The sequence below is a fragment of the Bradyrhizobium huanghuaihaiense genome, assembly GCF_007830635.1.
GTDB lineage: Bacteria > Pseudomonadota > Alphaproteobacteria > Rhizobiales > Xanthobacteraceae > Bradyrhizobium > Bradyrhizobium huanghuaihaiense.
This window is the reverse complement of sequence record NZ_VLLA01000012.1, coordinates 160057-176971: the sequence shown is the minus strand read 5'-3', so window position 1 is coordinate 176971 and position 16915 is coordinate 160057. Positions and strand designations below refer to the sequence as shown.

The window sequence follows — 16915 nt, the reverse complement described above, 5'->3', positions numbered from 1 at the left end:
TGAAGCCTCGCCGGTGCCGCGTCAACCGGTGGCGTGCATCCTCGCCGGCGAGGATGTGTCGAGTTCAACGAACCGCCGTTCGATCTCGGCCTTCACCTTCACGATCGCGGCGTCCTTCACCGGTCCGTAGCCGCGGATATCCATCGGGCCTTTGGCGATCGCGACGAGATCGGACAGATGCGTCGCGTCGAGCTTGCCGAGCATGCGTTCGATCAGGCCTTCATACCAGGCGATCAGCTCCCGCTCGGCGCGCCGTTCCGCGGTGTAGCCGAACGGATCGAACGGCGTCCCGCGCAACCCCTTCAAATGCGAAAGCACCGCGAGCGGCGTCTGGATCCACTGGCCGAAGGCACGCTTGCGCGGGCGGCCGCGGGCGTCGCGTTGGGAGGACAGGAACGGAGGGGCGAGGTGATACTGGATGCTAAAACCGTCCTCGAACTCGCGCTTCAGCTCGTCGAGGAATCCGCTTTGCATGTGCAGCCGCGCCACCTCGTACTCGTCCTTGTAGGCCATCAGCTTGAACAGCGCGCGGGCGACCGCCTCGGTCAGCGCCTCGCCGTTCGGGCCGGTTTCGGCATTGCGGACTCTTGCGACGATCGCTTGGTAGCGCGCCGCATAGGCCTCGTTCTGATAGGCCGTGAGGAATTCGGCGCGCCGGGCAATGAGCTGGTCGAGTGTCTCGGCTTTGGGTGCATCGCCTGCCCCCGGCAGAAAGGCCGGATCGGCCGCGGCGATCCGGCCCCAGGCAAAGGCCTGCTTGTTGTGGTCGACCGCGACGCCGTTCAGCTCGATCGCGCGCAGCAGCGCCGGCAGCGAGACGGGGATAAGGCCGTGCTGCCAGGCAAAGCCCAGCATGATGATGTTGGCGTAGACGGCATCGCCGAGCAGCCGTTCGGCCAAAGCGTTGGCGTTGATCGTGTCGAGATTGCCGTCGCCGACGACCTGCCGGATTGCGCGCAGGCGGGCAGGGGAGGCGAGATCGGCGTCGCGGAAGCGGACGACGTCGCCGGTCGGCATCTCCGCGGTGTTGACGGCGACGCGCGTGCCGCGGCGGTAGGTGCCGGATGCCTTTGGCGAGGAGCTGACGACGAGGTCGCAGCCGATCAGCGCGTCGGCCGCGCCCTGGTCGATGCGGACCTGATGCAGCGCTTCCGGTGAGGCGGCGAGGCGGATATAGCTCAGCACCGGGCCGAACTTCTGCGCGAAGCCGGTGAAGTCCAGCACCGAGACGCCGAAGCGTTGGAGATGCGCGGCCATGCCGATCAGCGCGCCGACCGTGATCACGCCGGTGCCGCCGACGCCGGTCACCAGCAGATCGTAGGGCCGGTCAAGCCTGGCGGGCGCGGGCAAAGCAAGCGTGGCGGCGCGGCCGGCCGCGTCGATCTGGCTCGCGCTCTTCTTCCGCCGCGTCGCGCCTTCGACGGTCACAAAACTCGGGCAGAAACCGTTGAGGCAGGAAAAATCCTTGTTGCAGGCCGACAGGTTGATCTGCCGCTTGCGGCCGAATGGCGTCTCCTTCGGCTCGACGCTGAGGCAGTTGGATTCGACCGAGCAGTCGCCGCAGCCTTCGCAGACGAGGTCGTTGATGTAGGCGAAGCGTTTTGGATCGGCCATCTGCCCGCGCTTGCGACGCCGCCGCTTCTCGGTGGCGCAGGTCTGCTGGTAGATCAGCACGGACACGCCGGCGACGTCACGCAGCTCGCGCTGCACGGCGTCCATCTCCTCGCGGGGGTGAATGGTCACGCCGCTGGGCAGGTCCGCCGGGTTGAAATGCCCGGGATCGTCCGACACCAGCGCGATGCGCTCAACGCCTTCGGCGCGGACGCTGTGCGCGATGGCATGCACGCTGACCGGACCGTCGACCGGCTGGCCGCCGGTCATCGCCACCGCGTCGTTGAACAGGATCTTGTAGGTGATGTTGGCCTTGGCGGCGATCGCCTGCCGGATCGCCATCGAGCCCGAATGATAATAGGTGCCTTCGCCGAGATTCTGGAACACGTGCTTGTGGCCGGTGAAGCGTGACGAGGCCGCCCAGTTCACGCCCTCGCCGCCCATCTGGATCAGCGACGAGGTCTCGCGGTCCATCCAGCTCGCCATGAAGTGGCAGCCGATGCCAGCCAACGCCTTCGATCCCTCGGGCACCTTCGTCGACGTGTTGTGCGGGCATCCCGAGCAGAAATAGGGCGTGCGCGTTGCGCCGCTGACGTTGATCGTGCGCGCGGCCTCCGGCATCAAGGCGGCTGCGCGGGCGGCGAGATTGAGGCCCGGAAACATCGGGTCGAGCCGCCGTGCCAGCACGCTCGCGAGCGCGCGCGGCGACAATTCGCCGATCCAGGAGATCAGCCTTGCGCCGGTTTCGTCGTGCTTGCCGACCATGCGCTCGGGCTTGCTGCCGGGATAGTCGTAAAAATATTCCTTGAACTGGCTCTCGATGATGCCGCGCTTTTCCTCGACCACGAGGATCTCGCGCTTGCCCTTCACGAAATCCATGGCGTCATGCAACGCCAGCGGCCAGACCATGCCGACCTTGTAGACGTCGATGCCGATGCTGCGGCAGGCGGCTTCATCGAGGCCCATCAGCCGCAGCGCTTCCATCAGGTCGAGATGCGCCTTGCCTGTCGTGACGATGCCGTAGGTGGCGCCAGGGATGTCATAGATGTGACGATCGATCGGATTGGCTTTTGCAAAGGCATAGACCGCGTGCTTCTTTGCCTCCAGCCGCTCCTCGATCTGCGGGCCCGGCAGGTCGGGCCAGCGATAATGCAGGCCGCCCGGCGGCGGCGTGAAGTCCGGCGTGCGGAAGAGGCGCGGCGGGCGCAGCGCGACGGATGCGCCGGATTCCACGATCTCCGAGATCGCCTTGAAGCCGACCCACATGCCGGAGAAGCGGCTCAGCGCGTAGCCATATTCGCCGAACGCCAGATATTCGCCGACATCGGCCGGGTGCAGCGTCGGCATGAACCAGCTCATGAAGGCGACATCGGACTGGTGCGGCATCGACGACGACACGCAACCATGGTCGTCGCCGGCGACCACCAGCACGCCGCCGTGCGGCGAGGAGCCGTAGGCGTTGCCGTGCTTGAGCGCGTCGCCGGAGCGATCGACGCCGGGGCCCTTGCCGTACCAGAGCCCGAACACGCCATCGACCTCGCGGTCTGCTTGCGTTTCGACCTGCTGCGAGCCGAGCACGGCAGTTGCCGCGAGATCCTCGTTCACGGCCGGGAGGAATTCGATGCGGTCTCGCTTGAGCCGTTCCTGGATGCGCCACAGTTCGAGATCGACGCCGCCGAGCGGCGAGCCGCGATAGCCGGAGATGAAGCCCGCGGTGTTGAGGCCGTTCGCCCGGTCTCGCCTCGCCTGATCGAGCGCGATGCGGACGATGGCCTGCGTGCCCGTGAGGAAGACGCGGCCCTCCTCGCGATCGTAGCGGTCGGAGAGATCGTAACTGTCGAGTGACGGAATGGCGTCCATGGCGGACCTCGCGGCAACCCCCTGATGATGGAAGGTTATGCCTGGACAGCTGGTAGGTCTTTCCTATTTATCCCGCATGGATCACAAATTCGGTAGAATTTTGCGTGGTGTCATCAAATTTGGTAGATGTTCCCGACTTGAGAGGTCGCCATGATCGAAGAACAGGACATACGAATACTCGCCCATCTGCAGAGGGACGGGCGCGCCACCAACCAGCAGCTCGCCGACGAGGTCGGCATGTCCACCTCGGCCTGCTGGCGCCGGGTGCGGGCGCTGGAGGAGAGCGGCGTCATCCAGGGCTATGCGGCGCTGGTCGCGCGCGAGCAGGCGGGCTTTGCGATGTCGGCCATCCTCCACGTCTCGCTGGAGCGGCACGATGCGAAATTCGTGGACGAGTTCGTGGCCAGGGTCACGACGCGCCGCGAGGTGCTGGAATGTTTCGCGACCACGGGCGATGCCGACTACCATCTGCGCGTCGTCGTGCAGGACATGGCGGCCTATAACCGCTTCCTCGACGAGTTCATGTTCCGCATTCCCGGCATCCGCTACGTCCGCAGCAACGTGGTGCTGAAGGAGATCAAGACGAGTGTGGCGCTGCCGTTTTGATACTCGGGAGGTGCCGTAGGGTGGGCAAAGGCGCGCCTGCGCCGTGCCCACCATCTCGCTCCGTCGTCGCGATAGAACTTGTGAATACGATGACGCTTCCCCGTCATTGCGAGCGCAGCGAAGCAATCCAGAGTCTTTCCGCAGAGGCAGTCTGGATTGCTTCGCTGCGCTCGCAATGACGTTGTGGGTGCACCTCATTCATACGGGGCGCATGTGATGGTGGGCACGCTTCGCTTTGCCCACCCTACGGCACCGCTCCGTCGTCGTCCCGGCGAAGGCCGGGACCCATAACCACAGAGAGCTGTTTGGCGAAGCTTGGTCGTTCGGGACTAGCACCAACTGCAATCGATAGATCACGCGGTATGGGTCCCGGCCTTCGCCGGGACGACACCGTGAGTGCGACGTGCGCTACCGCTGCTCCCGCACAAACCTGTTCCGCAACGTCCCCACGCCCGTGATGTCGATCTCCACGACGTCGCCATGCGTGATGTCGGGCGAGGCACCGTCGGTGCCCATCCAGATCACGTCGCCGGGCCATAGCGTGAAATACTTGGTCAGCTCGACCAGGAACGGCACCACGCCGAAGATCATGTCGTTGGTGTAGAAGCGGTTGGTCTCCTTGCCGTTGACCCGGACGATCGTCTGCATCTTCGCAAGGTTGGCATCGGTCTCGATCCACGGGCCCATCGGCTTGAAGGTGTCGGCGTTCTTCGAGCGCCACAGGCTGCGGTCCGCCTTCTGCCAGCTGCGCTCGCTGACGTCGTTGCCGATGGTGTAGCCGAACACGCAGTCCATCGCGTTCTCTTTGGTGAGGTGCTTCACCTTCTTCCCGATGACGACGACGAGCTCGCCTTCATAATGGATCTTGTCCGTCGCCAATGACGGGATCACGACCTCCTCGTCATGCGCGATCAGCGCGTTCTGCGCGCGATAGCCGATCTCGGGACGGTCGGGCACGGCCGGCACCTCGCCGCGCTTGTCGGCGGCTTCCTTCAGGTGTTTGAGGTAACTCAGGCCGACGCAATAGAAGGTGCGCGGGATCAGCGGCAGCTCGATCTTGACCTCGCCAAGCGGATGCGTGCGCGAGCTGCGCTGCCATTCGCCGAATGGATCGCCGTCAACGGCGATCACCTTGTCGCCCTCGACGATTCCCCAGGAGGTCTTGCCCGCGGCGGTGAATTTCAGCCAGCGCATGGTGTGTCCCTTTTTGTTATTCCGCGGCATCGCGCGGCTGCACCTTCCAGGCGCCGGCGGCCGGCCGCTCGAGCCCGAGATTTTCCCGCAGCGTCTTGCCGCGATAGTCCTTCTGGAACAGTCCGCGCCGCTGCAGCTCCGGCACGACATGCTGTACGAAATCGGCGTAGGAGCCTGGCACATAGGTCGCGGCGATGACAAAGCCGTCACAGCCGCGCTCGACGAACATCTCTTCCAGTCTGTCCGCGATCTCCTTGGGGCCGCCGACCATGGCGTCATGCACCTGGCCACGGCCGGAGAAGGTGACGAAGTCGCGCGCGCTCGGATTGCTCTTGCCCGAATTCTTCAGCACGCCGTCGCGAATGCCCAGGATGCCCTGCATGCTCTTCAATTCTTCCGTCGTAAGCGGCTCGTCGAGATCCTTCGACGCAAAATCGTAATTGAGGGCTTCGGCGAGCAGCGACAGTGCGTCGATCTCAAGCGGCAGCTTGTTGATCAGCGCCATCTTGTCCTCGGCTTCGGCCTTGGTCGCGGCGCAGACCGGCGTCGTCAAGTTGCAGAGAAACATCTGGTCGGGATCGCGGCCGGCCTTCGCGGCCTCGTTGCGTACGGCCCCATAGCCTTCCTTGGCGGCGGCGAGGTTGCGCGCGGCGGTGAAGATCACCTCGCCCCAGCGGCCGGCAAAGCGCTGGCCACGGCCGGAGGCGCCGGCCTGGATGATCACGGGATGGCCTTGTTGCGAGCGCGGCACGGTGAACGGCCCGCGGGACTTGAAGGACGCTCCCTTGTGATCGAGCCGCTTCACCTTGCTCGGATCGGCAAAGCGGCCGCTTGTCTTGTCCATGATGATCGCGCCGTCCTCCCACGTATCCCAATGGCCGAGCACGACCTCCATGAACTCGTCGGCCTTGTCGTAGCGGGAATCATGTTCGGGATGGGAATCGCGCCCCATGTTGAGCGCCTCGCCGTCGTTCAGCGACGTCACGACGTTCCAGCCCGCGCGCCCGCCCGACATCAGGTCAAGCGTCGCGAAGCGGCGGGCGACGTCGAACGGCTCGTAATAGGTGGTCGAGCAGGTCGCGCCCAGCCCGAGCTGCTCGGTGACCATGCCCATCGTCGTCAGCACGATCAGCGGATCCATCTTCACGCAGCGGATGCCGTATTCGACGGTGTGGGCGTGGTCGTTGCCGTAGCGGTCCGGCATCGCCAGGCGATCGTCGAAGAAGGCCATGTGGAATTTGCCGGCTTCGAGGATCCTGGCGATCGCCTGATAGTAATCCGCGGACATGGAGTCGTTGCGCGAGTCCGGATGCCGCCACGAGCTCGGCAAGTTCGTGCAGTTCTGCGCCTGGAGGAAGCCGACCAGTACCATCTGCCGATTCATGCTGCTGTTCTCCGAATTGCGTCAGGCAAGGCCAAGGACCGTGTCGAGCCGGTACTCGCGCGCCAGCGTGCGCAGCTTGTCCCAGGTCGCGTCCTCGACCTCGATGCCGTCGCGCAGGCGCTGCTGCTCGCGCAGGCCCTCGATCTCGCCGGGATAGTAGACGCCCTTGCTGCCCTCGGAGGGCGGCGTCGATTTCAGGTACTGCGCGAACTCGGCGACCTCGCGCTTGAATTCCTTCAGCGGCCGGAAGGCGGCGACATTGAACACGGCCATGAAGCAGCCGTCATTGTGCCGCCCCGTCGGCTCGACGCCGAAGCCGAGGCCGGTGAGCAGGCCGCACAGCACCTCGACCATGGCGGCGAGGCCGCTGCCCTTGTAACCCTCGGTGCCGCCGAGCGGCAGCAGCGCGCCGCCCTTGCGATATTGCGTGGGATCGGTGGTGTGCCGTCCCTCGGCATCGATGATCCATCCGGTCGGGATCTCCTCGCCGCGCGCGACCGCGAGCTGGATCTTGCCGGCCGCAACCGCCGAGGTCGCCATGTCCAGATAGAACGGCGCCTCGAGGTCGGACGGCACCGCGATCGAGATCGGGTTGGTGCCGAGCCGCGCTTCCTTGCCGCCGAACGGGGCCACGTGCTTCGGCGAGCGGCCGGAGTCCGCCGTCGCAATCCCGATCATGCCTTCGCGCATCGCCATCAAGGGATAGGCGGCGAGGCGGCCGACATGGCTTTGCCGGAACACGGTGCAGGCGGCGACGTTCGCCGTCTTCGCCTTCTCGATGGTCAGCGCCATCGCCTTGGCGTTGACGTGGAAGCCGAAGCCCCAACGGCCGTCGATCACGGTCGTGGTCGGCGATTCCTGGACGATGGTCCACTTGGCGCCGGGAACGATGTGCCCTGCCTTGATGCGGTCGATATAGGTGGGAATGGCGATCACGCCGTGGGAATCGTGGCCGGCGAGGTTGGCGTTGACGCAGCCGGTCGCGACGGCGTCGGCCTCTTCCTCGGAAGCCCCGGCCGCCTGGAGCAGCGCGGCGCTGATGCGCGTGAGGCGGTCGGCCCTGACGAGCGGCATGGCGTTTCCCCGACGTGGTGCCCTTATCGGGCTTGTTGGGGGCCATCGTCTCAAAGCGCCAGAGCGATATCAATCTCCCGTAAACCAATACAGGGCTGCAAATTCGTAAACGGAACACGCCTTTGGTCGAAGATTTGCCCCGCACGGCGGTATTTTCGAGAGTTTAGCGCCGCTCGTTCGCAGCTCGTTCACTTTGATAGATGGTTTGCGCGGCGGAATAACGACCACTTAGGCGATCGCCGCTCATAAAGGCACCGGGAGAAATAGGCAGAAATGCCCGGGAGCTGAGATCGTGCCGACGACCCTCGCGCGCACCTTTGCGGCGCTGAGCGCCATCAATGAAGCGATCCTCTATGCGAGATCGCCGGACGAGCTGTACCAGAAGGTCTGCGACGCCGGCTTTTCGAGCGGGGACTTTTTGGCCGTGGCCGTGTTCCTGGTGGGCCCCGACGGCCGGCGGCTGCGCTTTGCGGCCGGCTGCGGCGACGATATCCCGCGGCTGAGCTCGCTCGTGATCACGACCGACGCCGGCACGCCGGAAGGATCGGGCGTCGGCGGCGAGGCATTTCGCGATCAGAAGCTGTGCATCAGCAACGACTATCTGAACGACCCGCGCTCGCTGGCGTGGCGTAAGGGTGCCACCAAGGCGCATATCGGTGCGGCGGCGGCGTTGCCGCTGCTCTGCAACGGCAAAAGCGTCGGCGTGCTGTACGTGACGCGACGCGAGGCCAACTCGCTGAACGAGCAGATGGTGTCGCTGTTCGAGCGCATGTCGGCGAACATTTCCTACGCGCTGGACAATTTCGCGCGCGAGACCGCGCAGCAGATCAGCGAACGGGCGACACGGCGGCTCAACCGCATGTTCGGTGCCATCAGCGCCACCAACGAAGCGATCCTGCGGGCCAAGACCGAGCTGGAGCTGTACCAGCTCGTCTGTGACGCCTCCGTGCACAGCGGCAAATCGCTGGCGACCATCGTGCTGCTCCGCGAGCCGGATTCGCACTGGATGAAGCCTGTCGCGGCCACCGGGCAGAACCTCGAGCTCGTCACCCAGTCGCGCTATTCGGTCGACCCGGACAATCCCTATGGCAAGGGCATCTCCGGCGAGGTGTTCCGGACGCAGAAAGCCGTCGTCGAGGACGATCTCGCCAGCCGCACGAAGGGCTCGCCGTGGGAGCAGGCCAACGTCAACACCGGCGTCGCCGCCTGCGTGGTCGCGCCGCTGATCAAGCGTGGCGAAAGCGTCGGCGTGCTGCTGTTCTTCATCAGCCGCTCCTGGGCCAAGGACGAAGAGATCGTCGCGCTGCTGCTGCGCATGGCGGAGAACGTCTCGTTCGCGATCGAGAATTTCGGCCGCGAGGCCGAGAAGGCCAGGATCGCAGCCGAAGAAGAGCGCCTGGCGCGCATGTATGCGGCGCTCAGTGCCACCAACGAGGCGATCCTGCGCGCACGGTCGCGGTCCGAGCTGTTCGACCTCGTCTGCGAGGCGACGGCCAAAGGCGCCAAGTTCACTTCCGCCAGCATCGCGCTGGTCGACCGGCGCGCCGAGCTGCTGCGCGTGGTCGCCAGCTACGGACCGAATGCCGACCAGGTTCGCAACTTCAAGTTCTCGACCTCGGAGCAGGTGGCGGAAGGACGCGGGCTGACCGGCACCGCGTTCCGCACGCGCCAGCCTGCCGTCAGCAACGACGTGCTCGCCGACGACCGCATCGCGCCCTGGCAGGCCAGCGCCCGCCGCAACGGCATCGCGTCCTCCGCGGCGCTGCCGCTGTTCAACGGCGACCGGGTCGAGGGCGTCTTCCTGTTCAACTCGCCGGAGTGCGGCGCCTTCACGCACGAACTCGTCGAGCTGCTGCGCAGGCTCCAGGCCAACGTCTCTTTCGCGCTGGAGAATTTCGACCGTGCCGAGGCGAAGGCCAAGGCCGAGATGCAGCGCAATCGTCTCAGGGGCATGCTTGAGGCGCTGAGCGCGACCAACGAGGCGATCATGCGGGTGAAGACCCGCGCCGAATTGTTCGAGGTGGTCTGCGAGGCGGCGGTGCTCGGTGGCACCTTCTCCTCCGCGACCATCGCCATGGTGGATGCGACGGGGCACTATCTCGACATTGCCATGACCAAGGGTGAGAGCTGCGGCCTGATCAAGGAATGGCGCTTCTCGACTTCGGCCGATGACCCGGAGGGTCGCGGGCTCACCGGCACCTCCTTCCGTACGCGCGCGCCTTGCATCGCCAATGAGATCCTAACCGACATCCGCACCGCGCACTGGCACCAGATCGCGCGCATGCAAGGGACGAAATCAGGCGCCTGCTTCCCGTTGCTCAGCAACGGCGGCGAGGCTGTCGGCGTGTTGCTGTTCCTCTCGCCCGATGAGGGCGCGTTTACGCAGGATCTCATTCAACTGCTGGGGCGGCTTGCCGAGAACGTCTCGTTCGCGCTCGACAATTTCGACCGGGCCGAGGAAAAGGCCCGCACCGAGGCGCAGAAGGAACGTCTGAGGCGCATGTTCGCGGCGCTGAGCGCTACCAACGAGGCGATCATGCGGGCCAAGTCGCGGGCCGAGCTGTTCGACCTCGTCTGCCTCGCCGCGTCGAACGGCGCGAAATTCACCTCGACGACGATCGCGCTGGCGGTGGAAGGCAGCGATCAGCTCGAGATCGTGGCGGCGGCCGGACCGTCCGCGGACACCACCCGCAACATCCGTCTCTCCATCGACCCCGAACGCCCTGAGGGGCGCGGCATGAGCGGCACGGCGTTCCGCACGCGCCAGCCCTGCATCAGCAACGACTACCTCAACGACGATCGCGTCCGTGTCTTCCACGCCATCGTGCGCGGCGACGGCGCGCGGTCGGGCGCGGCGTTCCCGCTGATCGCGCACGACCGTGCCGTTGGCGTCATGATCTACATGTCGACCGAGCCGAATACCTTCACGGAAGAGTTCGTCGAGCTGCTGCAGCGCCTGGCCGACAACGTCTCCTTCGCGATGGAGAATTTCGATCGGGCCGACGAGAAGAACCAGGCGGACGAGCGGATCGAGTATCTCGCCTCGCACGACAGCCTGACCGACTTGCCGAACCGCGAGACCTTCAACGGGCTGCTGCGCGCGGCGATCGACACCGCGCAGCGCCATGATCACCGATTTGCGGTGCTGTTCATCGATCTCGACCGCTTCAAGGTCATCAACGACTCGCTAGGCCACGAAGCGGGCGACCTGCTGCTGCTCGAAGTGGCGAACCGCTTGCGCGGCGCGCTGCGGGCCAGCGACGTGGTGGCGCGGCTCGGCGGCGACGAGTTCGTGGTCATCCTCGACCAGTGCGGCGAGATCGACGACGTCCAGCGCATCGCGACCGGGCTGCTCACGGCGCTCTCCGAGCCCATGGAGCTCGCCGGTCACGAGTGCCATACCACGGCCTCGATCGGCATCGCGATGTACCCGGCCAACGGCTCCGACGCGCAGACGCTGACCAAGAACGCCGACATGGCGATGTATCTCGCCAAGGAAGACGGCAAGAACGGCTACCGCTTCTTCTCCAAGGAAGTGAAGACCCAGTCCATCGAGCGGCTGTCGCTGGAGAGCGCGCTGCGCCGCGCGCTGGAGCGAGAGCAGTTCTCGCTGAACTATCAGCCCAAGGTGGACATGGCGACCGGCCAGATCACCGGCGTGGAGGCGCTGCTGCGCTGGACCCATCCCGATCTCGGCAGCGTCTCGCCCGCACAGTTCATTCCGCTCGCGGAGGAAACCGGGCTGATCGTGCCGATCGGTCGCTGGGTGCTGAACGAGGCGTGCGCGCAGGCGATGGCCTGGCAGCGCCGCGGCCTGCTGCCGCTGTCGATGGCTGTGAATCTGTCGCCGCGGCAGTTCGCCGACGAGCATCTGTTGCAGGACGTCGACGAGGCGTTGGCGGCCTCCGGCATGTCGCCGGTGCTGCTCCAGCTCGAGGTCACCGAGAGCATGATGATGCGCAATGTCGGACGTGCGCTCAAGGTGCTCGACGCGATCCAGAGTCGCGGCATCCGCCTTGCGATCGACGATTTCGGCACCGGCTATTCGTCGATGTCGCTGATGAAGCACTTCCCGATCGACACCATCAAGATCGACCGCTCCTTCGTGCGTGACCTGCCGCAGGATTCGGAGGATCAGGCGATCGCGCAGGCGATCATCAGCATGGGCAAGGCGCTCGGCATGACGGTCGTCGCCGAAGGCGTCGAGAACGCCGAGCAGGAGGCGTTTCTGCGCAGCCACGGCTGCGACGAGATGCAGGGCTTCCTGATTGCGAAGCCGCTGCCGGCGAAACAGATGGCCGAATTGTTGCGGCCGATGGTGCTGCCGGTCGCACCGCCGCTTCAGCCCGAACCGGATCCGGTTGCCACCGCGGCTGCGGCGCTACGGCTGAAACGCGCTGTCGTCTGACGGCTGCGGGTGCAGCTCGCGGACGTCGTGATCGGCGCCCTCGGCGATGCTCGGAAAATCCTGGGGTCCCGTCAGCGACGTCTGCTCGACGAACAGCGCCAGAATTGTGCGCGCGCCGTCGGCGAAGCTCGTGCCCTCGCTCAGGCCGAGCTCGGCGCACCATGCGCTGCTCATCGGCTCCTGATCGTCGACCACCGCCATGGCGGGTCCCCACCACCAGGCAGGCGCGGGCGAGCGCTCGTCCTCGGGCACGACATGCCAGCGGACGAACTCATCCATCACGCGCTCGAACTCCAGGCGTGCAGCCTGATGCATTGGATCGATACTCCTTCGAATCCGCGCCTGATGACAGGCCGTCACGCAGATTCGATTGTGGTCCTGACACCAGGAAAAATCGGCTCGCGCAACCGGCGGGAGCCATGCATCCCGACCTCATCGTCGGTGATGCCCAAGAATGCGGCCGTCGGCGATACGCCAACGGCGGCAGCGAGCCTCCATTTTAGCCGTTTGGAGGCTCGGCAGGCAAGGTGCGGATGTTACGGTTGCTTAACGTGCCCTGAGCGGATGGGCCTTCTGGTGCCACGCCCAGGCGGTGCGGATCACCGTCGGCAGGTCGGAGTGATGCGGCACGAAGTTCAGGACTTTTCGCGCGGCAGAGGGATCGGCGACCAGGTAAGTGGGGTCGCCGGCGCGGCGCGGCTTGACCGTGTGCGGCACCTCGCGCCCGGTCTCCTGCCTGATGGCGTCGAGGATCTGGCGCACCGAGAAGCCCGCGCCGGTGCCGAGGTTGAAGCTGCCGCCGGCATGTCCCGTTTCCAGCAGCTTCAGCGCGGCGACATGCGCGGCGGCGAGGTCCGTGACATGAATGTAGTCGCGGATCGCGGTGCCGTCGGGCGTGTTGTAATCGTCGCCGAACACGGCGAAGTCGACATGGCCCTGCAGTGCCATCATGGCGCGCGGAATGAGATGGGTCTCGTTGTCGCGCAGCTCGCCGATGCCGCCGGCGGGATCGGCCCCGCTGGCATTGAAATAACGCAGGCAGAATGCACCGAAGCCATAGGCTGCGCGATAATCGGCGAGCATGCGCTCGATCATCCATTTCGATGCGCCGTAGGGGTTGATCGGCGCGCAGGGGAAGTCTTCCGGCAGCTCTTTGGAATCGGCATTGCCGTAGACGGCGCCGGTCGAGGAGAACACGATGCGATGGCAGCCGGCGTTGCGCATCGCCTGCAACAGCGACAACGTGCCCTGCACGTTGTTGATGTAATATTTCTGCGGATCGGTCATGGATTCGCCGACGAGGCTGGCGGCCGCGAAATGCATCACGGCGGTGACCTTGTGCTCGGCGAAAGCGCGCGCCAGCGCCGCGCCGTCGAGCAGATCGCCGGTCACGAGGGGACCGGCGACGAAGCTGCGGTGACCTGTCGAGAGATTGTCATAAACGACGGGCTGATAGCCGGCGGCGGTCAGTGCGCGGCAGGCATGCGAGCCAATATAGCCTGCGCCTCCTGTGACGAGGACAGTCGGTCGATCGGTCATGTCGTATGCTACTCTTCTCTCAGCGATTGAAGGGCCGTTTGCGGCTGAAGAGAAGATAGAGCGCGCGGGGGTTGGTGGTCAAATAGCGCCAGAACAGGCGGCGTGGCTCGAGCCATGTGCGCCAGGCCCATTCGAGTCCGAATCTCTGCATCCATTGCGGCGCGCGGGACCGGCTGCCCGACAAAAAGTTGAATAAGCCGCCGGAGGTCTTGATAACGCCAACATTGGTGAGCAGCGGCGTGAATTCCTCGACGAATGCCTGCTCGTTGGGCACGCCGAACGCGACCCAGAGATAATCGGGCGCGAGCGCGTTGATCTCCTCGACTTTCGCGCGCAGCGCTTCGCCGCGCAGATAGCCGTGGCTGTGCCCGACGATCTTCAGGTTCGGATACAGATTGCGGACGTTGGCGACCGCCGCGGCGTTCTCGGCCTCGCTGGCGCCGAACATGTAGAAGGTGCGGCCGACCGCTTCGGCCTTGCGCGCGACGACGTGGAACAGGTCCGTGGTCGCGACGCGCTCGGGCAGCGGAAACCAGGATTGCAGTTTCGAGGCCGCCACCAGCGGCTGGCCGTCGGCATTGATCAAATCGGCCGCGCGGAACAGGCGCTCGGTCTGCGGCTCGGTCGAGCAGCGCGCCAGCACCTCGCCATTGGCCGAGGTCAGGTACAGCGGACGGCCGATGCGATGTTGCGGATCGGTGGCCTCGATCATGAAATCGGCGGTGGCTTCCAGGTCGAGCGCAGCCATGCGGAGGCCGCCGACGGTGATCCGCGGCACGTCGGCGGTTGCGGCCCGCCCGTCCAGATTGACGCGGCGCTCAAGCATATTGTCTGCCTCGCTGGCGCGCTTGGGTTGCGGGAGTGAGCTCGTCGAGCACAACGCCGACGAGCTTGCGCTCGGCGCGGCCGAGCGTGCTCAGGATCTCTTCCAGGCCGTCGTTGATGTCCAGGCTGGTCGGCAGCACCGCCACCAGCGCATCGACCTCGTCGAGCAGCTTGCGGCTGCCGGCGCCGAGCGGCGTCACGGGACCGTCGAGCACCACGAGGTCGTAGCCGCCGGCGGAGCGCGCCTGTGCGATCGCCTTGCGGATGGCTTCAGCTGCCTTGCCGGCATCGCCTTCGGCGGCCGGTAGCACCGAGATGCCGTTGACCGTCTTGATCTCGCGCGCGGCCCTGCTGCCGTTCGAGAGCCAGCCGAGCCTGCTCGGCTCGCTCTTGCCGTTACGGTTGACCTTGTTCGAGAGCGAATGCGCCAGATGGTCGGCATCGATCATCAGCACGCGGGCGCCGTCGCGCGCGGCTGCGAACGCGAAATTCAGCGCGGTCACGCTGCGTCCGGTGGTCTCGCCGGGACCGAGCAATGCGACGACCGGCATCGCCTTGCCGCCCGCGCGCCGGGCCACCGCCGCGCGCATGTCGCGCCAGGCATTGAGCAGGCTCGTCAGCGGGAAGCCGGGACGCAGCGTCGGCCAGCCCAGCCGCGTCAGGTCGACGCCGCCGCCGGTGGCGAGAATGGCGCCGAGCGTGTGGATGACGTCGGCCTCCTGGAGGCGCGCAATCAGCGGCTTTTCGATCAGAGGTCTTTCGACCATTGAAGGTTGCAGCGGTGGCGCAGCAACGTCCGGCGGAGCCTGCGCGACCTCCGGTGCTCGCGAAACCTGCGGCTGCGCAATCTCGCTGGCCCGCGGCGGCTCCGGAGCGCGCGGAGCTTGCGGCGCCGGTGTGCGCTCACGGCGAGCGGGTGCAGGCGCTGGCGCGCCGGCGAACAGCAGCTCGGCCGCGGCGAACCAGCCCGATGCGGCGATGGCGCCGAAGATGAAGCCGATCATGGCGAACAGGCTCATCGCCGGCGGGAACGAACGCCGCTGCGGCACGGTGGCTTCACCGATGACGCGGGCGGCCGACGTGTTCAGGCTCTCCTGCTCCTCGGTCTCGCGCGAGCGCTTGAGGAAGGATTGATAGACGTCGCGGCTGGCATCGGCCTCGCGCTCGAGCTCGCGCAAACGCACGGCGGCTTGGCTGAGCTGCACGCTCTGCCGCTTCTGCGCTTCCAGCGCCCGGTTCAGCGACGCCTCAAAATCGCGGGCGCGCGTCAGATCATTCTTGGCCGACTGGGCGAAGCGATCGATCTCCTCGCTGATGGTGCGCTTGAGATCCTCGACCTGCTTCTCGGTCTGGCGCAGCGCCGGATGGCGCGGGCCGAGTTCGCCGGCCTGCTCCGCATATTTCTTGCGGGCCTCGGCATATTGCGCGCGCAGGTTCGCGATGGTCGGCGATTGCAGCGCTTCGGGAATTGCGCCGGCATCGGCCGCCGTGCGCCGGCTCGCCTCGATCTGGTCGAGCCGCGCCTGCGCATCCATCGTCGCGGCGCGCGCGGCGGAAAGCCGCTGGTTGCTGGCGGAGAGCTGCTGGTCGCTGATCAATGCGTCCTGGGTGCCGACGAAATTGTTCTGCGCCTTGTAGGTCGCAAGCGCGGTCTCGGCATTGCGCAGCCGCTCGCGCAGCTCCTTCAGGCGGCTGGAGAGGTCGCTGGTGGCGCGGCGTGCCGCCGAGGCCTGCGAGTTTCGGGACTCCGTGAGGTAGACGTTGGTCAGCGTGTTGGCGAGCATCGCCGCCTTCGCCGGATCGGTCGACCAGACCTCGATGTCGACGATGAAGCTCTTCTCGGTCTTGCGGATGGTGATGTGCCGGTTCAGCGCGTCGAGCGCCGCGAGCTGCACTTCCTTCGTCTCCGTCGCGGAGGGCGCGCGGGGCTGCAGGCCGATCAGGCCGAGCAGCGACGACATCAGGCTCTTGCCGTCGCCGCCGCCGAATTCGGGATCCTTGTCGAGACCCGCCTGCTGGATCACCTGGAGCAGCACGCTGTTGGAGGTGATCAGGCGCGCCTGGCTCTCCACCACCATGGACATGCCGGAGACGTCCTGCGCGCGGGGCGTGAGCTCGCGATCGACGAGCTGGAGTTCGCGCGGGTCGACATAGAGCTGGGCGGTGGCGGTGTAGCGGGGCGTCAGGCTCTTGCCGACCGTGACCGCGAGCGTCGCGCCGAGCAGGGCGGCGGCCGCAATTGCGATCTTGCGCCGCCAAAGCAGGTTGACCAGCTCCAGCGCGCTGAAGCCGGCCTCAGGCCTCTGCTGCGGGGCCTCTGGTCTCGCCCGATCTATCGGCTGGTCATAGTCCAGCATCGTCCCCAGCTTTCATTCCAACGGCCGCGGGCTGAGGGGTTACTCTTCGCTTTACGC

General features: G+C 66.0%; 10 protein-coding genes. 2 read left to right on the top strand and 8 right to left on the bottom strand.

Features of this window, described 5'->3' with window-relative positions:
* Positions 1 to 21: 21 nt before the first annotated feature.
* A complete protein-coding gene (locus tag IQ16_RS24130) occupies positions 22 to 3471 on the bottom strand; it encodes an indolepyruvate ferredoxin oxidoreductase family protein (RefSeq protein ID WP_018648477.1) in 3450 nt (1149 codons plus the stop codon).
* A 150-nt stretch (positions 3472 to 3621) separates the two neighbouring features.
* On the opposite strand from IQ16_RS24130, the gene IQ16_RS24125 reads away from it, so the two are divergent.
* Entirely contained in the window at positions 3622 to 4077 is a 456-nt protein-coding gene (locus IQ16_RS24125) for an Lrp/AsnC family transcriptional regulator (protein WP_018648476.1), read from the top strand.
* Between the two features lie 408 nt (positions 4078 to 4485).
* Here IQ16_RS24125 and IQ16_RS24115 read toward each other — a convergent pair whose 3' ends face one another.
* The 3 genes from IQ16_RS24115 to IQ16_RS24105 are packed head-to-tail and all read right to left on the bottom strand — an operon-like array spanning position 4486 to position 7729.
* Entirely contained in the window at positions 4486 to 5271 is a 786-nt protein-coding gene (locus IQ16_RS24115; RefSeq protein WP_018648475.1) for a fumarylacetoacetate hydrolase family protein, read from the bottom strand.
* A 16-nt stretch (positions 5272 to 5287) separates the two neighbouring features.
* Positions 5288 to 6655, bottom strand: coding sequence for an LLM class flavin-dependent oxidoreductase (locus IQ16_RS24110; protein WP_018648474.1), 1368 nt, complete (start codon positions 6653 to 6655; stop codon positions 5288 to 5290).
* Between the two features lie 21 nt (positions 6656 to 6676).
* The gene (locus tag IQ16_RS24105; protein WP_018648473.1) at positions 6677 to 7729 is read right to left on the bottom strand and encodes an Ldh family oxidoreductase; all 1053 of its coding nucleotides are present in this window, start codon (positions 7727 to 7729) and stop codon (positions 6677 to 6679) included.
* Between the two features lie 292 nt (positions 7730 to 8021).
* Between IQ16_RS24105 and IQ16_RS24100 the strand changes: the two genes are divergently transcribed.
* A complete protein-coding gene (locus IQ16_RS24100; RefSeq protein ID WP_018648472.1) occupies positions 8022 to 12137 on the top strand; it encodes a bifunctional diguanylate cyclase/phosphodiesterase in 4116 nt (1371 codons plus the stop codon).
* Here IQ16_RS24100 and IQ16_RS24095 read toward each other — a convergent pair.
* The 4 genes from IQ16_RS24095 to IQ16_RS24080 form a co-directional block, all read right to left on the bottom strand.
* A complete protein-coding gene (locus IQ16_RS24095) occupies positions 12111 to 12452 on the bottom strand; it encodes a hypothetical protein (protein WP_018648471.1) in 342 nt (113 codons plus the stop codon). The genes IQ16_RS24100 and IQ16_RS24095 overlap by 27 nt on opposite strands.
* 231 nt (positions 12453 to 12683) lie before the next feature.
* Entirely contained in the window at positions 12684 to 13676 is a 993-nt protein-coding gene (gene galE / locus IQ16_RS24090; RefSeq protein ID WP_018648470.1) for a UDP-glucose 4-epimerase GalE, read from the bottom strand.
* Positions 13677 to 13695: 19 nt separating this feature from the next.
* Positions 13696 to 14502 (bottom strand): WecB/TagA/CpsF family glycosyltransferase, encoded by an 807-nt coding sequence (locus IQ16_RS24085; protein ID WP_018648469.1) that lies wholly within the window; start codon positions 14500 to 14502, stop codon positions 13696 to 13698.
* A complete protein-coding gene (locus IQ16_RS24080) occupies positions 14495 to 16858 on the bottom strand; it encodes an exopolysaccharide transport family protein (protein ID WP_018648468.1) in 2364 nt (787 codons plus the stop codon). The genes IQ16_RS24085 and IQ16_RS24080 overlap by 8 nt, the downstream gene beginning before the upstream one ends.
* Positions 16859 to 16915: the final 57 nt, after the last annotated feature.

What these genes read in the sequence shown, in the direction of transcription:
- IQ16_RS24130 (WP_018648477.1), bottom strand. Translation starts at nt 3,471, where the DNA reads ATGGACGCCATTCCGTCACTCGACAGTTACGATCTCTCCGACCGCTAC.
- IQ16_RS24125 (WP_018648476.1), top strand. Translation starts at nt 3,622, where the DNA reads ATGATCGAAGAACAGGACATACGAATACTCGCCCATCTGCAGAGGGAC.
- IQ16_RS24115 (WP_018648475.1), bottom strand. Translation starts at nt 5,271, where the DNA reads ATGCGCTGGCTGAAATTCACCGCCGCGGGCAAGACCTCCTGGGGAATC.
- IQ16_RS24110 (WP_018648474.1), bottom strand. Translation starts at nt 6,655, where the DNA reads ATGAATCGGCAGATGGTACTGGTCGGCTTCCTCCAGGCGCAGAACTGC.
- IQ16_RS24105 (WP_018648473.1), bottom strand. Translation starts at nt 7,729, where the DNA reads ATGCCGCTCGTCAGGGCCGACCGCCTCACGCGCATCAGCGCCGCGCTG.
- IQ16_RS24095 (WP_018648471.1), bottom strand. Translation starts at nt 12,452, where the DNA reads ATGCATCAGGCTGCACGCCTGGAGTTCGAGCGCGTGATGGATGAGTTC.
- galE (WP_018648470.1), bottom strand. Translation starts at nt 13,676, where the DNA reads ATGACCGATCGACCGACTGTCCTCGTCACAGGAGGCGCAGGCTATATT.
- IQ16_RS24085 (WP_018648469.1), bottom strand. Translation starts at nt 14,502, where the DNA reads ATGCTTGAGCGCCGCGTCAATCTGGACGGGCGGGCCGCAACCGCCGAC.
- IQ16_RS24080 (WP_018648468.1), bottom strand. Translation starts at nt 16,858, where the DNA reads ATGCTGGACTATGACCAGCCGATAGATCGGGCGAGACCAGAGGCCCCG.